Origin of the sequence: Nonomuraea sp. NPDC050202, from assembly GCF_040656115.1 — a bacterium.
Classification (GTDB): Bacteria; Actinomycetota; Actinomycetes; order Streptosporangiales; family Streptosporangiaceae; genus Nonomuraea.
Genome location: NZ_JBFALF010000003.1, coordinates 629,906 through 643,782, shown reverse-complemented (window position 1 = coordinate 643,782; position 13,877 = coordinate 629,906). Strand labels below are relative to the sequence as shown.

The 13,877-nt window shown below is 72.3% G+C and carries 14 protein-coding genes; 4 read left to right on the top strand and 10 right to left on the bottom strand.

Features of this window, described 5'->3' with window-relative positions; translation table 11 throughout:
- Positions 1-98: 98 nt before the first annotated feature.
- Genes AB0I79_RS12980 through AB0I79_RS12960 form a run of 5 tightly spaced genes read right to left on the bottom strand, consistent with a single transcriptional unit; the run spans position 99 to position 7,243 of the window.
- Entirely contained in the window at positions 99-2,861 is a 2,763-nt protein-coding gene (locus AB0I79_RS12980; protein WP_357871212.1) for a DUF5682 family protein, read from the bottom strand.
- Positions 2,858-3,973, bottom strand: a complete 1,116-nt coding sequence (locus AB0I79_RS12975) for an AAA family ATPase (protein ID WP_357871209.1) — start codon at positions 3,971-3,973, stop codon at positions 2,858-2,860. Before AB0I79_RS12975 ends, AB0I79_RS12980 begins: the two co-directional genes overlap by 4 nt.
- Before the next feature lie 12 nt (positions 3,974-3,985).
- Positions 3,986-5,323: a VWA domain-containing protein gene (locus AB0I79_RS12970; RefSeq protein WP_357871207.1), complete on the bottom strand. Its 1,338-nt coding sequence runs from the start codon at positions 5,321-5,323 to the stop codon at positions 3,986-3,988.
- Positions 5,324-5,328: 5 nt separating this feature from the next.
- Complete coding sequence (locus tag AB0I79_RS12965; RefSeq protein WP_357871204.1) at positions 5,329-6,714, bottom strand: hypothetical protein; 1,386 nt, start codon at positions 6,712-6,714, stop codon at positions 5,329-5,331.
- A gap of 37 nt (positions 6,715-6,751) precedes the next feature.
- Entirely contained in the window at positions 6,752-7,243 is a 492-nt protein-coding gene (locus AB0I79_RS12960) for a hypothetical protein (protein WP_357871201.1), read from the bottom strand.
- A gap of 207 nt (positions 7,244-7,450) precedes the next feature.
- On the opposite strand from AB0I79_RS12960, the gene AB0I79_RS12955 reads away from it, so the two are divergent.
- Entirely contained in the window at positions 7,451-8,092 is a 642-nt protein-coding gene (locus AB0I79_RS12955; protein WP_357871198.1) for a GntR family transcriptional regulator, read from the top strand.
- A 4-nt stretch (positions 8,093-8,096) separates the two neighbouring features.
- Here AB0I79_RS12955 and AB0I79_RS12950 read toward each other — a convergent pair whose 3' ends face one another.
- Positions 8,097-8,957 carry a DUF1932 domain-containing protein gene (locus AB0I79_RS12950; protein ID WP_357871195.1) on the bottom strand — a complete coding sequence of 287 codons (861 nt, stop codon included), beginning with the start codon at positions 8,955-8,957 and terminating at the stop codon, positions 8,097-8,099.
- Between the two features lie 140 nt (positions 8,958-9,097).
- Between AB0I79_RS12950 and AB0I79_RS12945 the strand changes: the two genes are divergently transcribed.
- Genes AB0I79_RS12945 through AB0I79_RS12935 form a run of 3 tightly spaced genes read left to right on the top strand, consistent with a single transcriptional unit; the run spans position 9,098 to position 10,816 of the window.
- The gene (locus AB0I79_RS12945) at positions 9,098-9,829 is read left to right on the top strand and encodes a PIG-L deacetylase family protein (protein WP_357871192.1); all 732 of its coding nucleotides are present in this window, start codon (positions 9,098-9,100) and stop codon (positions 9,827-9,829) included.
- Entirely contained in the window at positions 9,826-10,518 is a 693-nt protein-coding gene (locus AB0I79_RS12940; protein WP_357871189.1) for a 4-carboxy-4-hydroxy-2-oxoadipate aldolase/oxaloacetate decarboxylase, read from the top strand. Before AB0I79_RS12945 ends, AB0I79_RS12940 begins: the two co-directional genes overlap by 4 nt.
- Positions 10,508-10,816: a PrpF domain-containing protein gene (locus tag AB0I79_RS12935; RefSeq protein WP_357871185.1), complete on the top strand. Its 309-nt coding sequence runs from the start codon at positions 10,508-10,510 to the stop codon at positions 10,814-10,816. Before AB0I79_RS12940 ends, AB0I79_RS12935 begins: the two co-directional genes overlap by 11 nt.
- Here the strand turns inward: AB0I79_RS12935 and AB0I79_RS12930 are convergent.
- From AB0I79_RS12930 to AB0I79_RS12915, 4 genes are all read right to left on the bottom strand, one after another.
- Positions 10,803-11,219: a cupin domain-containing protein gene (locus AB0I79_RS12930; protein ID WP_357871182.1), complete on the bottom strand. Its 417-nt coding sequence runs from the start codon at positions 11,217-11,219 to the stop codon at positions 10,803-10,805. The genes AB0I79_RS12935 and AB0I79_RS12930 overlap by 14 nt on opposite strands.
- Positions 11,220-11,233: 14 nt before the next feature.
- Positions 11,234-12,049: a phosphoenolpyruvate hydrolase family protein gene (locus AB0I79_RS12925; protein ID WP_357871179.1), complete on the bottom strand. Its 816-nt coding sequence runs from the start codon at positions 12,047-12,049 to the stop codon at positions 11,234-11,236.
- The gene (locus tag AB0I79_RS12920) at positions 12,046-13,308 is read right to left on the bottom strand and encodes a Tm-1-like ATP-binding domain-containing protein (RefSeq protein WP_357871176.1); all 1,263 of its coding nucleotides are present in this window, start codon (positions 13,306-13,308) and stop codon (positions 12,046-12,048) included. Before AB0I79_RS12920 ends, AB0I79_RS12925 begins: the two co-directional genes overlap by 4 nt.
- 66 nt (positions 13,309-13,374) lie before the next feature.
- Positions 13,375-13,713, bottom strand: a complete 339-nt coding sequence (locus tag AB0I79_RS12915) for a luciferase family protein (RefSeq protein WP_357871649.1) — start codon at positions 13,711-13,713, stop codon at positions 13,375-13,377.
- Positions 13,714-13,877: the final 164 nt, after the last annotated feature.

Below are 13,877 nucleotides of genomic sequence, written 5' to 3'. Positions count from 1 at the left end.
ACGGGCGATGACTCTGTGGGTGGGCTGCGAGACCCTGACCGGGCAGCCTGATCCACCGGCCGGGCCACGGGGTACGTGACCCGGCCGATGGTGACCCCTCAGAGCAGGAGGCCCGCCACCGCGAGCACCGGCTCGGGGTGCTCCGCCAGCAGCGCGCTCACCTCCTGGTGCTCGTCCGCCACGGCGCCGGCCACGCGCCACCCGCCCTCGCACCCGAGCAGCCCCGCCACCGCGTCGCACGCGTCCGGATGGGCGGCGAGCAGCGACGCCACCGGCCCCGATACCACCGGCGCCGACGCGGCGGCGGGCTTGGGGCGGGCCGTCCACGGCGGCACCCACGAGTCGACGGCCGTCAGCGAGCCGGGGAACGTGCGCCCCGCCTCCCGGATCAGCACCGGCATCAGCTCCGCCGCCCCGTCCCGCAGCGTGGTGATCAGCTTGGGCAGCCACGGCAGCAGCACGTTGTCGGGCAGCCGCCCGAACGCCTTCGAGATCACCTCCACCACGAACCCCGACAGCCCGGGAGCGGGCTCCATGGCCTGCACGAACCCCATGATGTAGTGCGGGAACGACGGGACGACCAGCGGGTTGGCCAGCAGCTCGTCGCAGTGGGCCCGCAGGTCGGCGATCGGCAGGAGCCCGAGCTGGTGGTGGGCCGCCCACAGCAGCGCCACCTTGCCGGGCGCCTCCGGATGCGACTGCTGCACCGCCAGCTCGAGCTGGGCCCGGTCGCAGCCGAGCGCCAGCGCCAGGCTCTCCATCGTGAACAGGAAGCCCAGCATGGCCGCCACCTGCCGCACGCCCGTGTCGTCGTCCACGAAGGCCGTCGGCAGCAGCGTGCAGTAGTGCGCGTACCCGGCCGTCACGAACGACTCGCACCAGGCGGGCAGCTCGGGCTCGTTCGCCCGGTAGTAGGCGAGCAGCCGCCGGATGCGGCGCAGCACCTCGGGCGCGTCGTCCACGGTGCGCTCGGCGGCGAGCAGCTCCACCGCCCGCGCCCCCAGCTCGTCGGCGAAGCGCCGGCTGCCGAGGAACAGGATCGAGTCCTCCACCGCCGCCAGTGCGACCGCCGCCGTGGCCTTGGGGTCGTGCACCGAGCGCCGCAGCCGCTGCTCCAGCACCTGCTCGATGGTGACGCCCTCGTAGCCGAGCTCGATGATCGAGCGCTGGTACTTGCCGAACGCCAGGTCCCAGCTCTCCTGGATGGAGCGCTCGCCCAGCCTGCGCTCGCCCATGATGGGCCGCACCGCGTCGGACGGCAGCAGGTACCGCAGCATCCACAGCAGGTCGGAGCAGGGCACCAGGTCCGGCTCGGCGTTCAGGTCGAGCAGCGCCCGCTGGATGGTCCGCTTCTCCAGGTCCAGGCCGAGCGGCTTGAGCCGGTCGTAGACGTTCCTGGCCAGCGGCGGCAGCGCGTCGTAGCCGACCTCGCCGACGCGGTCGCCGCCGAGCAGGATCTCGCACAGCCGCCGGATGTCGCGCCTGCCCGGCACGGCGTCCTTCTCGATGCACGTGACGGCGGCGTCCTGGAAGTCGTACGGGGTGGGCCTGGCGCGGTTGCGCATGCCCGCCAGCAGGATCGAGGTCTCGTAGACCGCGATCGCGTCGGCCGTGCTGGCCAGGTAGCCGTTGCGGCGGGCCAGCCGGACGATGTCCACCGACCAGCCGACCAGCTCGGCGTCGTCGAGCGGGTCGAGCGCGGGCGGCCTGGACAGGAACCCGGTCAGCTTGTCGGCCACGTCCGCCCGGGGAGCGGGCGCGGGCAGCTTGGCCGCGCGCTTGCGTGCGCCCTTCTGCCCTTCGAGCTGGAACGGGGTCAGCCTGTTTCGCGTGAGCGCCTTGGTCCAGGTCGCCGCCGCGATCGACACCGAGCCCGAGGCCAGCCCGAACTGCGCCTCGATGGCCGAGTGGCTGGACGGGATGAGGCCGTACAGCCATTTCGTGCCCGTGCGCGGGCTGATCTCGAAGGGGGCCGTGGACCTCAGGCCGAACTGCTCGACGCGGCTGGCGGCGTGGAAGGCGCCGCACACGTACAGGCAGTCGGCGGGGTCGGCGCCGGACGCGGCCAGGTGCTCGCGCATCCTGGTCCACATGTAGCGCTCGCGGTCCTCGTCCACGGCCACCCGGCGGTCGTCGTCGGGGCGCAGGCGGCGGAACAGGCTGCCGATCAGCACCATGACCTGGCGGTAGGTGTCGTAGTCTGCGCCGGACAGGGGCTGCTCGACGTACTGGTCCCACCACTCCGACCAGTGGCGCACCTTGCCGTGGTGCAGCAGGTGCTCCTCCAGCTCGGCGAAGCGGGGGCGCAGGTCGCCGATCTCGACGCCGACCGCGTCGCCGTGCAGCCCGGCCCCCTCCTCCTTGGCGGCCGGAGGGCCGGCCGGCTCCTCCTTGGGCTCCCACTGGAAGACGTGGTCGGTCGAGCGGTCCACCAGCACCAGCTCGACGCCGGGGGTCTCCAGCGCGTACGAGATGGCCTGGTACTCGGCCGACGCCTCCGTGATCGGCGCCACCACGCTGAGCGGCGCCGACTCCTTGGGGAAGCCGTCGAGGTCGGTCGCGAACGCCTGCAGCGCCACCGGCAGCCGGCAGTTGCGCAGCTCGGTCAGCAGCGGCTGGAGGTCCTCGCACAGCTCCAGGTAGATGACCTTCGGCTGCTTCTCGCGCAACCTGCGCACCATCGCCAGCGCGGAGGCCGGCGAGTGGTGGCAGACCGGGAAGATCTCCAGCTCCTCGCGCAGCGCCCGGTCCACGTCGTCCACGAGGCCCGACAAAATGCCGGACACGGCGACGGGGCTGCCGGCGAACTGCTCGGCGGCGTCGAGGAGCTGCTCGCGCAGCGCGCCAAAGGGACCGTTCATGACAGGGTCGAGATGGCCTCGCGGCCGCCCTCGAGGAACTCCGGCCACTGCCCGCCGTCCTTCTTGCTGCGGGGCTCGACCACGCCGTGCCAGTACTTGTTGAGGATGGCCAGGTCCTCGGGGCTGCGCCGGGCCAGCGAGCCGACCAGCGACGAGGCCAGCGTCTGGGCGCGCAGCACCTGGTCGCCGAAGAAGTGGCTGTGCAGGATGGCGTCCTCCAGCACGCCGATCTGCTCGGCCGTGGACAGCGCCGACTCCAGCTTCTCGTCGTCGCTGGTGGCCGAGGCCGCCGCCGAGCGCAGGTCGGCGAAGCTCTGCAGCAGGATGTCGAGCAGCGTGGGCGGCAGGTCCAGCTCGATCCGATGCCTGCGCAGCAGCTCCTCGGTACGGAAGCGGACGATCTCCGCCTCGCTCTTCTTGTTCGTCACGACCGGGATGCGGACGAAGTTGAAGCGCCGCTTGAGCGCCGAGGACAGGTCGTTGACGCCCCGGTCGCGGCTGTTGGCGGTGGCGATGATGGAGAAGCCGGGCTGGGCGAAGACGATGTTGTCGTCGTCGAGCTCGGGGATGGAGACGTACTTCTCCGACAGGATCGAGATGAGCGCGTCCTGCACGTCGCTGGTGGAGCGGGTCAGCTCCTCGAAGCGGCCGATCACGCCGCGCTCCATCGCCGTCATGATCGGCGAGGGGATCATCGACTGGCGGGACTGCCCCTTGGCGATGACCATGGAGACGTTCCACGAGTACTTGATGTGGTCTTCGGTGGTGCCCGCCGTGCCCTGCACCACGAGGGTCGAGTTGCGGCAGATCGCGGCGGCCAGCAGCTCGGCCAGCCAGCTCTTGCCGGTGCCCGGGTCGCCGATCAGCAGCAGGCCCCGGTCGGAGGCCAGGGTCACGATGCTGCGCTCGACGAAGCTGCGGTCGCCGAACCACTTCTGCGGGATCTCCCGCTCGATGCCGTCGGAGCGCTCGGAGCCGAGGATGAACACCCGGATCATGCGCGGGCTGAGCCGCCACGAGAACGGCTTGGGGGAGTCGTCGATCGACTCCAGGTAGTCGAGCTCCTCCGCGTACTTCACCTCTGCGGGGGCGCGCAGCATGTCGTCACTCATTTCGCGGGTCTCCTAAGTGAGGAAGTTCTTGAGCTCGAAGACGAGCTTGTGGATGTGGCCCGAGATCACCGGGGTGCCCAGGTCCTTGAATTTCTTGCGGAACCACGGATCGACGCTCTGCACGCCCGAGCTGTTGACCGAGCCGACGGGGATGAACTTCACGCCCGAGCGGTAAACGGCCTCGATGCCCTCGTAGAGCGGCTGGGAGGCGCCGAACTCGTAGAAGTCGGAGATCCACACCATCACGGTGTTGCGCGGATCGCTGATCTTGGGGCGGGCCATGGCCATCGCCACCGGCCCGTTGTTGCCGCCGCCGAGGTTCGTCCGCATCAGCACCTCGAACGGGTCGTGCACCCAGGGCGTCAGGTCGATGGCCCGGGTGTCGTACGCGATCAGGTGCACGTCCACCTTCGGCAGGCCCGCGAAGATGGAGGCCAGGATGGTGCAGTTGACCATCGAGTCCGTCATCGAGCCCGACTGGTCGACGACCACGATGAGCCTGGCCGGCGTCGTGCGGTGGGCGGTCTGCTTGTAGTAGAGCCGGTCCACGTACAGCCGCTGGTCCTCGGCGTTCCAGTTGGTGAGGTTCTTCCAGATGGTGCGCTGGATGTCGAGGTTGCGGAAGACCCGCTTGGGCGGCACCGAACGGTCGATGACGCCGGCGCTGGTCTTCTCCACCTGCGTGCGCAGCACCTCGGCGACCTCGTCCACGTACTTGCGGATCAGCGCCTTGGCGTTGGCCAGCGCGACGCCCGACAGGTTGGACTTGTCGCGCAGGAGCTGCTCGATGAGCGACATGCTGGGCGTGAGCCGCGCGGCCAGGGCCGGGTCGGCGAGCACCTCGCGCAGGTGCATGCGCTTGATCAGGTCGCCCTCCAGGCCGGCGAGGACCTTGGCCAGCTCCTCGTTGCCCTGGCTGTGGCGCAGCCCGCCCGGCTCGCAGCCCATGCCGCGCTCGAACCAGGCGGCGTCCTGCTTCCAGCTCTCGAGCTGGGCGGCGGAGACGTTGCCCGAGCCCGTCGCGAACACGTTGAGCAGCAGCTTGGAGACCAGGGCCGCGCGGCGCACCTCGTCGCCCGCCTCGTGCTCCTTCTCGGCCATCAGGCCGTCGAACTCGGCGGCCAGCTCGGGGAAGCGCTGCACCAGGTTGTCGACCGACACCGCGGGGTCGAGCAGGGTGAGCGGCAGGCCGAGGTCACCGACGATGCCGAGGCTGGCGTTCTCCAGCGAGGGCTGCTCGTCGGTGCCGAACAGCCGGGACATCAGGCGCCAGTAGAGCACCTGGCGCCGGGTCTCGTCGGCGCTCTGCCCGGCAGTCCCGGCGCTCTGCCCGGTCGTCTCTGTGGTCATGTCGGTCATTTCCGCAGCAGCCGTCCCGCCCGCTCGCGCAGCACGGCGACCACGTCGCCGTTCTTGCTCTCGGCCTTGGCCACCTTGGGATCGGTGGGGCCGAGCGCCCAGTCGCCGTTGTGCGCGGCGACCGGCTGCTTCTTCACCGACGCCTGCACGGCGAGCGGTTGCAGCGACCACTGCCCGCCGTCCCAGCGCACCACCCCGATGCAGGCCGTGGACGCCTTGACCAGCGCCGGGGTGAGCGGGCCCGCGGACGGCAGCCGGTCGAGGTCGAGCGCCAGCTCGGCGCCGCCGAGTTTGATCGTCCGGCCGTCGGTCTTGTAACCCTCGACGAAGACGGGCTCGGCGATGCGTACGGGGTGCCGGTCGAGCGGCGTCACCGCCGGCGGCGTCGCTGCGGCGAGCTGCACCCGCGCGATCGCGAACGGGTCGGCCTCCTCCCCGGCGCGCGCCCGGTCGTCGTGCCACACCAGGTCGCCGCCGGGCAGCAGCGGCATGTCCGCGATCTCCAGGCTGCGGTGCCCGGCCAGCGCGGCCAGCAGCACGGGGTGGCCGGCGAACAGCCGCCACACGGTCGGGCCGACGATGGTGTCGACCTTGGCGGCGGCCACGCCGGTGCGGACGAGCCTGCTGGGCGCGCCGCTCCGCTCCAGGATCGCGTGGATCTGGACGCGTACGACGGTGGCGTGCTCGTGCACGTCGGCGCCCAGGATCAGCAGCCGGCCCGACACCTGCTCGGCACCGCCGCCGTGCCACGGCCCGTGCTGGGACAGCAGCATGGCCCGCGTCCACAGGTCGGCCCACCTGCGGGCGGGCAGCCGGTCCATGGTGGCCACCGGGCTGGACGCCCGAAGCTCCGTCGCCAGCCCGTCGAGCAGCACCGCCAGCCCGCGCAGCTCGGGCACCGCCAGCAGCGCCTCGATGGTCTGGTCGGCCGCGGAGACCAGGTCGTGGTCGACGCCGCGCCAGCCGACGATGGCCAGCTCGCGCAGCCAGATCCGGCAGCCGGCCAGCAGGTTGCCGGGCGCCTCCGGCTTGCCCTCGGCGGGCTCCCAGGCGGCGCGCGTGCGGCCCAGGGCCGCGTCGAGCCGGGCGAGCAGCGCGTCGTGCACCGCGCCGAACAGCGCGGCCCGGCCGCCGGCCAGCGCCGCGAGGTGCTCGTCGGCGACGGACCCGGCGGCCACCTTCTCCACGGCCTCGCCGACCCGCTCGCCGATGGGGCTGCCGGCCAGCGCGCCCGCCATGGCGGCCAGCGCCGCGGCCGGCTCCTCGCCGAGCCTGGCCAGCCCGTGGGTGAGCGCGTCGTCGAACCCCGCCACCAAGTCGAGCGCCTCGCCGGCCCCCGCGGGTTCGTCGCCGAGCAGCTCGCTCAGCTGTGCGTCGAGCATCAGCACACCGCCTTGTCTGACACGTACGTGATCGGCATCAGCGCACCGCCCCCGTCGCCGGGAACCAGTGCAGCTCGGCCAGCGGCTCGGTGCTGTCGGGCACCTCCAGGTAGGCCAGGTGGCGCAGGAACCGGCTGAACACGACGGCCGCCGGGGTGCGCTCGACGTGCCCCTTGATCTCGTGCATCAGGTGGCCGCCCTCGGGCACCTCGACCCGCAGGTAGCGGGCCACCCGGTCCAGCCCGTACTGGACGACGGCCTCGTCGGCCAGCAGGCGGATGTGTTTGCACGCGTAGCCGTGCAGCGCGCCGCACGGCCGGTTGTTGTTGGTGCTGCAGCTCAGCGCGTGGGTGCCCGCGGTGATCGACGAGACGTAGACCCGCTCGATGTCGGATCCGCTCGACACGACCCCCTGCAGCCGGCCGTCGGCCAGCTCGACGAAGGGCACCTTGGCGAGCTTGCGCGGCTCTACGGGTGATACCACCCGGACCACGCTGCGCTGCTCCCACGCGGTTTTGTCCGCGTCCACGACCTCAGAACCTCCCGCCCCGCCGGCTCGTCGGCGCAGGCGGAAGTGCCCGCGCCCGTGCGGCCGGCTGATCAATTGCTTCGGGAACTTACCGGAGGCCACCGACAGACTCGGGGCAAATGATCAAAGCGCCTGGCGGGTGAGGATGCGCACCATCCGGGAGAGATTGTCCATAATATTGTCTACCAAGACACGGAGGAGGTTCGCGTGAGCTCAGGGCCCCCGCGCGCGGAAACGCTGACCGACCGGGTCAGGGCGGCCATACTCGGCGGGGACTTCGTGCCCAACCAACGGCTGGTCGAGGCGGACGTGTGCGAGCAGTTCGGCGCGCCGCGCGCCGCCGTGCGCGAGACGTTCAAGGAGCTCGCCGGGGAGGGGCTCGTCGAGATCCTACGCAACAAGGGCGCCCGCGTCCGGGCGATCTCGAAGGCGGAGGCCATCGAGATCATCGAGGTGCGGATGGTGCTGGAGGGCCTGTCGGCCGCCAAGGCCGCCGAGCGGGTCACGCCCGAGCAGGCCGCGCGGCTCCGCGAGATCGTCGCCGGCATGCGGGTGGCTGTGGAGCGCAACGACCTGGACCGGTATTCCGAGCTGAACGCCGTGCTGCATGCCGAGGTGCGCCGGATCGCCGGGCACCGTACGTCCGCGGCCATCATCGAGCGGCTGGGGGCGCAGGTGGTGCGGCACAAGTTCCGGCTGGCGCGGCAGCCGGGGCGGGCGGCGGTGTCGCTGCCGCAGCACGAGCTGATCGTGGCGGCCATCGTGGCCCGCGACCCGGAGGCGGCCCAGACGGCCATGCAGCAGCACCTGCGCAGCGTCGCCAAGGCGCTGGAGGCCACCCCCGACTGACCTTTCACGACGGGCCGGGGACGGGCGGGACGCCGGTACGGGTGACCTCGTCGAGAGTGGCGGCCGTGGCCCGCGTCATGGTGTCCGGCACGCCGAGCGACTCCAGCATGCGCACGGCGGCCTCCATCTCGTGCACCCGCCGTACGCCGTGCTGCCCCGCGCCCTTGAGCAGCCGCACCACGAACTCCTCGTCGGCCGCCGTGACCGTCTCCAGCAGATGCCCCCAGAACCACTCCCCCAGCCCGGCCTCCTCCGCCGCGCGCTGCGACTCGATGACCAGCGCGCTCAGGCCCTTGACCAGCACGCTGCGCAGCAGCTTCCTGGCGGCGGCGTCCCCGGGCGAGCCGCCGATCGGCGTCACGGACATGCCGAGACCGCCCGCGACGGCGGCGAAGCGGCCGGCCTCGGGCCCGCTGGCCAGGATGGGGGTCGCCAGGCCGCGCAGCGGGATCGGGGCCATGATCGCGCCGTCCACGAGCGCCGCCCCGGCCGGCTCCAGCAGCTCGGCGAGCCGCCGCTTGTCGCCGGGCGCGCCGGTGGACAGGTCGGCGTAGAGCGTTCCTGGCGCGAGGTGCGGACGGGACTGCTCGCAGGCGGTGAGGCTGTCGGCGCCGGTGGTCACCGCGATGACGAGGTCCGCCATGCGCACGGCGTCGGCGTTGCACGCCACCAGCTCGCACGCGTCAGGCAGGCGCGTCTCCCCGTCCATCGGCCCGTCCATCGGCCCGTCCATCGGCCCGCCCGGCGGCCCGTCCGGCGGATACGCGGGGTCGTACACGCGCAGCGGTACCCTTCCCGCCAGTCCAGCGGCGAGAACATGACCGACCTCGCCGAAGCCGAGCAGCGCCACCCGGGGTGTCTCCATGCCGCCATCCTCTCGTCGAGGCCCTTATCGTTGACAATATTGTGCGATATTTCATGACGTCGCCACCTAACTCACCTCAGAAGCGACATTGGCAATGAAAGCGTTGACAATCTGATGGGCACGCTCCTAGCGTCAGCGGGGTGACCTCTTCTCGTACCCTGTTGGTGATCAGCGCCCACGCGGGTGACTTCGTCTGGCGCGCGGGCGGCGCGATAGCCCTCGCCACGAGCCGCGGCGAGCGCGCCAAGGTGGTGTGCCTCAGCTACGGCGAGCGCGGCGAGTCCGCGAAGGCGTGGCGCGCGGGCAGGACGCTGGAGGAGATCAAGGCGATCAGGCGCGAGGAGGCGGAGAACGCCGCGGCGGAGCTGGGCGCCGAGATCGAGTTCCTCGACGCGGGCGACTACCCCCTGGTGGAGAGCCAGGAGCTGGTGGACCGGCTGGTCCGGGTCTACCGCGACGTGGTGCCCGACGTGGTGCTGACGCACCCGCTGGCCGACCCGTACAACGGGGATCACCCGGCCGCGGCCCGCATGGCCCTGCAGGCGCGGGTGCTGGCGCAGGCCATCGGCTACGAGGCGCCCGGCGAGCCGCTCGGCGCGCCCCCGGTGTTCTTCTTCGAGCCGCACCAGCCCGAGCAGTGCGGCTTCAAGCCGGAGGTGCTGCTCGACATCACCCCCGTGTTCGGCAGGAAGCGCAAGGCGATGGAGTGCCTGCCGGCCCAGCAGCACATGTGGGACTACTACACCGACCTGGCCAAGCGCCGCGGCGTGCAGCTCAGGCGCAACGCGGGCCCGAACCTCGGCCTCGCGCACGACACGATGGGCGAGGCGTACATGCGGCTGTACCCGCAGGTCACGGACGTGCTGTCGTGAGGAACGTGGTCGTCACCGGCATCCCGCGCGCCGACCTCGGCCGTATCGACACCCTGGCCGCGTACGGCGTCGCGACCGTGCACGAGGCCCTCGGCCGCACCGGCTACCTCGGCCCCGGCCTGCGCCCCGCCTGGCCGGGCGCCAGGATCGGCGGGAACGCGGTCACCGTGCTGTCCTGGCCGGGCGACAACCTGATGATCCACGTCGCGGTCGAGCAGTGCCGCGAGGGCGACATCCTGATCGTCACCACGACGTCGCCGTCCACGGACGGCATGTTCGGCGAGCTGTTCGCGACCGCGCTGCGCCATCGCGGGGTGCGCGGCGTGGTGATCGACGCGGGCGTGCGCGACGTGGCCGAGCTGCGCGCCATGGGCTTTCCCGCCTGGAGCGCGGCCGTCAGCGCGCAGGGCACCGTGAAGGCGACCCCCGGCGCGGTGAACGTGCCGATCACGATCGGCGGGCAGCTCGTCAGGCCGGGTGACACGATCCTCGCCGACGACGACGGCGTGCTCGTCTGCCCGCGCGAGGACCTCGACCGGGCCGTCGCCGCGTCCGCCGCCCGCGCGGAGAAGGAGGCCGCCACGCGCGCGGCGTTCCTGAAGGGGGAGCTCGGCCTCGACCGGTACGGCCTGCGCGAGCGCCTGCCCGGGCTGGGCATCACCTACGAGGAGTACGACGGTGACCGATGACGGTGTGCGCTGCATGCTGACGCGCGGCGGCACCTCGAAGGGCGCGTACTTCCTGGCCGACGACCTCCCCGACGACCCGGCCGAGCGCGACGACCTGCTCCTGCGCGTCCTCGGCAGCCCCGGCCCGCGCCAGATCGACGGCATCGGCGGCGCGCACCCGCTGGCCAGGCTCATCCTGGCCCCCGACTGGCGGACCGTCACGTGGACGGAGGCCGAGCGCGCCAAGGGCCAGGCATGGGGCCTGAGGACGATCGCCTCCTTCCACACCCACGGGACGCCCCCGGTCACCCCGGCTTGACGGCCTCCCAGGTGGGATGCTCGCCGGGCGCCAACTCCAGGAAGTCGGGCAGCTCGCGCAGCGCCTCCTCGGCGCCGCCCGGCGTGTACGTGGCGATGATCCGCATGGGGCGCCACCCGGTGTTGAACGTCGAGTGCAGCGTCCCCATGGGGATGTAGACGGCGTCCCCGGCCGTGACCGCGAACTCGGGCCCGTCGCCGGCCGTCTGCCGTCCCTCCCCTTCGATGATGTAGAGCACCTCGTCGGAGAAGGGATGCTGGTGGCGGTCGTGCCCCTGGCCCGGGTTGATCACGACCTCGCCGAACGTGGACGAGGCGCCCGGCACGGTGCCGGGCGTCACGTGCCACTTGATCGAGCCCCAGCCGAACAGCATGGTCGGCACGTCGTCAGGACGGCGATGCATGGGTACTCCGTTCTCTAGAGGGCCTTGAAGGCGCGCAACTGGTCGGCGATGGCCCGCTCGGCGGGCAGGCGCTCCATGGAGGAGGCGCCGAAGAAGCCCGCGACGCCGACGGTGCGCGCCTGGATGTAGGCGACGTCGTCGGGCTCGGCGATGGGGCCGCCGTGGCACAGGACGATGACGTCGGGGTTCACGGCCACGGCGGCGTCGCGCATCTCCTGGACGCGCACGGCGGACTCGTCCAGCGTGAGGGCGGTCCTGGCACCGATGCTGCCCTTGGTCGTCAGGCCCATGTGCGGCACGATGATGTCGGCGCCCGCCCGCGCCATGGCCGTGGCCTGCTCGGGGGTGAACACGTACGGGGCGGTGAGCAGGCCGCGCTCGGCGGCCAGCCGGATCATCTCGATCTCCAGGTCGAAGCTCATGCCGGTCTCCTCCAGGTTCGCCCGGAAGACGCCGTCGATGAGGCCGACGGTGGGGAAGTTCTGGACGCCGGTGAATCCCATGGCCTTGAGCTGGTCGAGGAAGTGCGGCATGAGCCGGAACGGGTCGGTGCCGCAGACGCCGGCCAGCACGGGGGTGTCCTTGACGACCGGCAGCACCTCGCCGGCCATCTCGACCACGATCGCGTTGGCGTCCCCGTACGGCAGCAGCCCCGCCAGCGAGCCGCGCCCGGCCATCCTGAACCGGCCCGAGTTGTAGATGATGATCAGGTCCACGCCGCCGATCTCGGCCGCCTTGGCGGACAGCCCGGTGCCCGCGCCCGCCCCGATGACGAGCCGGCCGGCCTTCCGCTCGGCCCTGAGCCTGCCGAGTGCCTCGTCGCGGTTCATGCCGCCCCTTTCTGGATCAGCTCGTGCAGCCGGTCGGCGGCGGCGACCGCGAACCGGGGCTGGTTGATGTCGTCCTCGCTCTCCACCACCTGGACGTCGCCGCCCGCCACCGACTCCAGCACGGCCGCGAAGCAGGCGGCGTCGGCCTCCGGGTCGTGGAACGGGCCGCCTGCGACGTCCACGGCCGAGACGCCGCCGCGTGGCACGAACAGCGCCACCGGCCCGGTCGCCGCGGCGAGCTTCGCGCCGATCTCCCTGCCGATCGCGGCGCACTCCTGCGCCGTCGTCCGCATCAGGGTCACGGTCGGGTTGTGCACCAGCAGCCGCCGCTGCCCGAACCGCTCGGGCACGCTCTCCACCGGCCCGAAGTTCACCATGTCCACCGCGCCCAGGCTGACGACCTGCGGCACGCCGGCCGCCCCCGCGGCGGTCAGGCGCCCGGGCCCGGCCGACAGCACGCCGCCCACGAGCTCGTCGGCCAGCTCGGTGGTGGTCAGGTCGAGCACCCCGGCGAAATACCCGTCCCTGACCAGCGCCTCCATGGCGCGGCCGCCCGAGCCGGTGGCGTGGAAGACGACGACCTCGTAGCCCAGCTCCTCGAGCCGGGCCCTGGCGGCGTTCACGGCGGGCGTGGTCACGCCGAACATGGTGGCCGCGACCAGGGGCCTGTCGCCACGGGGTGCCTCGCGGCGGCGCGCGTCGCAGGCGGCGGCCATCGCGGCGATCGCCGCCGCCGCGTTGCCCAGGATCGGGCGGGAGATCGCGTTGATCCCCGCGACATCGACGACGCTGTACATGAGCGTCACGTCGCTCTGCCCCACGTAGGGCGTCACGTCGCCGCTTGCCATGGTGGAGACCAGCAGCTTGGGCACCCCGACGGGCAGCGCCGCCATGGCGGCCGCCGCGATCGAGGAGCCGCCGCTGCCGCCGAGCGCCAGCACGCCGCTCACCCGGCCGCGCTCCCACAGGTCCCGGACGATCTTCGCGGCCCCGGCGGCCATCACCCCCAGGGCAGCGCCGCGATCGCCGTCGCTCCTGAGCCGATCGAGGCTGGTGCCGCCCGCCTCCGCGACGGCCTCCGCGCCGATGTCGGGGACCGGGCCCGCGACGCCGGCAGCCGGGCCCGCGCCCGGGGCCGGATCGCCCATGACGCCCGCGTCGAGCAGCACGACCTCCTGCCCCGCCGCCGCGACGAGGTCACGGACGAAGGCGTACTCCGCGCCCTTCGTGTCGAGGGTCCCGAGCAGTAACACCGCCATGACCGACCTCCTCCGGGGTTCGCCGCCACCCAGCAACCTCCCCCACCCGGCGGGCCGTCACGCCTCTCAGGGCACGTGCGCCTTGATCGCCACACTGGTCAGCGCGAGCAGCAGCTCCAGGTCCGGCTCGGCGTCCACGTACACGGCCACCCAGGCCTGGTCCTCGCACGCCTGCACCTGCTCGCACGTGCTCAGGTAGGGCCGCAGCCGGTCGATGGCCGGGGCCGTCAGGCGCACCCGCACCTCGTCGCGGCCGGTGAGCCGGACGATCTCGGTGCCGTGCACGGCGAACGTCGTGCCGCGCCGGCCGTCGCTCACCGCCAGCGCCGGCCACGACCTCAGCTCCGCCACCGCGCGGGCGACGTACGGCCCCCGGCGTTCAGCTTCCCGCCGCCAGGCGGTCATCCCTGCCACACCCCCATGCTGAGGGATGCGCGTACGGAACGTCAGTGTCCGTTCCGCAACCGTTATCGGCGCGCACGAAGCACTACTCCGCTTTACTGGGCGATTTCACGATCTGAGCGACATGTATTGACTCGTTCCGCAGGGTGGGGATACCGTCGGCCCAT

What these genes read in the sequence shown, in the direction of transcription:
- AB0I79_RS12980 (WP_357871212.1), bottom strand. Translation starts at nt 2,861, where the DNA reads ATGAACGGTCCCTTTGGCGCGCTGCGCGAGCAGCTCCTCGACGCCGCC.
- AB0I79_RS12975 (WP_357871209.1), bottom strand. Translation starts at nt 3,973, where the DNA reads ATGAGTGACGACATGCTGCGCGCCCCCGCAGAGGTGAAGTACGCGGAG.
- AB0I79_RS12970 (WP_357871207.1), bottom strand. Translation starts at nt 5,323, where the DNA reads ATGACCACAGAGACGACCGGGCAGAGCGCCGGGACTGCCGGGCAGAGC.
- AB0I79_RS12965 (WP_357871204.1), bottom strand. Translation starts at nt 6,714, where the DNA reads ATGCTCGACGCACAGCTGAGCGAGCTGCTCGGCGACGAACCCGCGGGG.
- AB0I79_RS12950 (WP_357871195.1), bottom strand. Translation starts at nt 8,957, where the DNA reads ATGGAGACACCCCGGGTGGCGCTGCTCGGCTTCGGCGAGGTCGGTCAT.
- AB0I79_RS12930 (WP_357871182.1), bottom strand. Translation starts at nt 11,219, where the DNA reads ATGCATCGCCGTCCTGACGACGTGCCGACCATGCTGTTCGGCTGGGGC.
- AB0I79_RS12925 (WP_357871179.1), bottom strand. Translation starts at nt 12,049, where the DNA reads ATGAACCGCGACGAGGCACTCGGCAGGCTCAGGGCCGAGCGGAAGGCC.
- AB0I79_RS12920 (WP_357871176.1), bottom strand. Translation starts at nt 13,308, where the DNA reads ATGGCGGTGTTACTGCTCGGGACCCTCGACACGAAGGGCGCGGAGTAC.
- AB0I79_RS12915 (WP_357871649.1), bottom strand. Translation starts at nt 13,713, where the DNA reads ATGACCGCCTGGCGGCGGGAAGCTGAACGCCGGGGGCCGTACGTCGCC.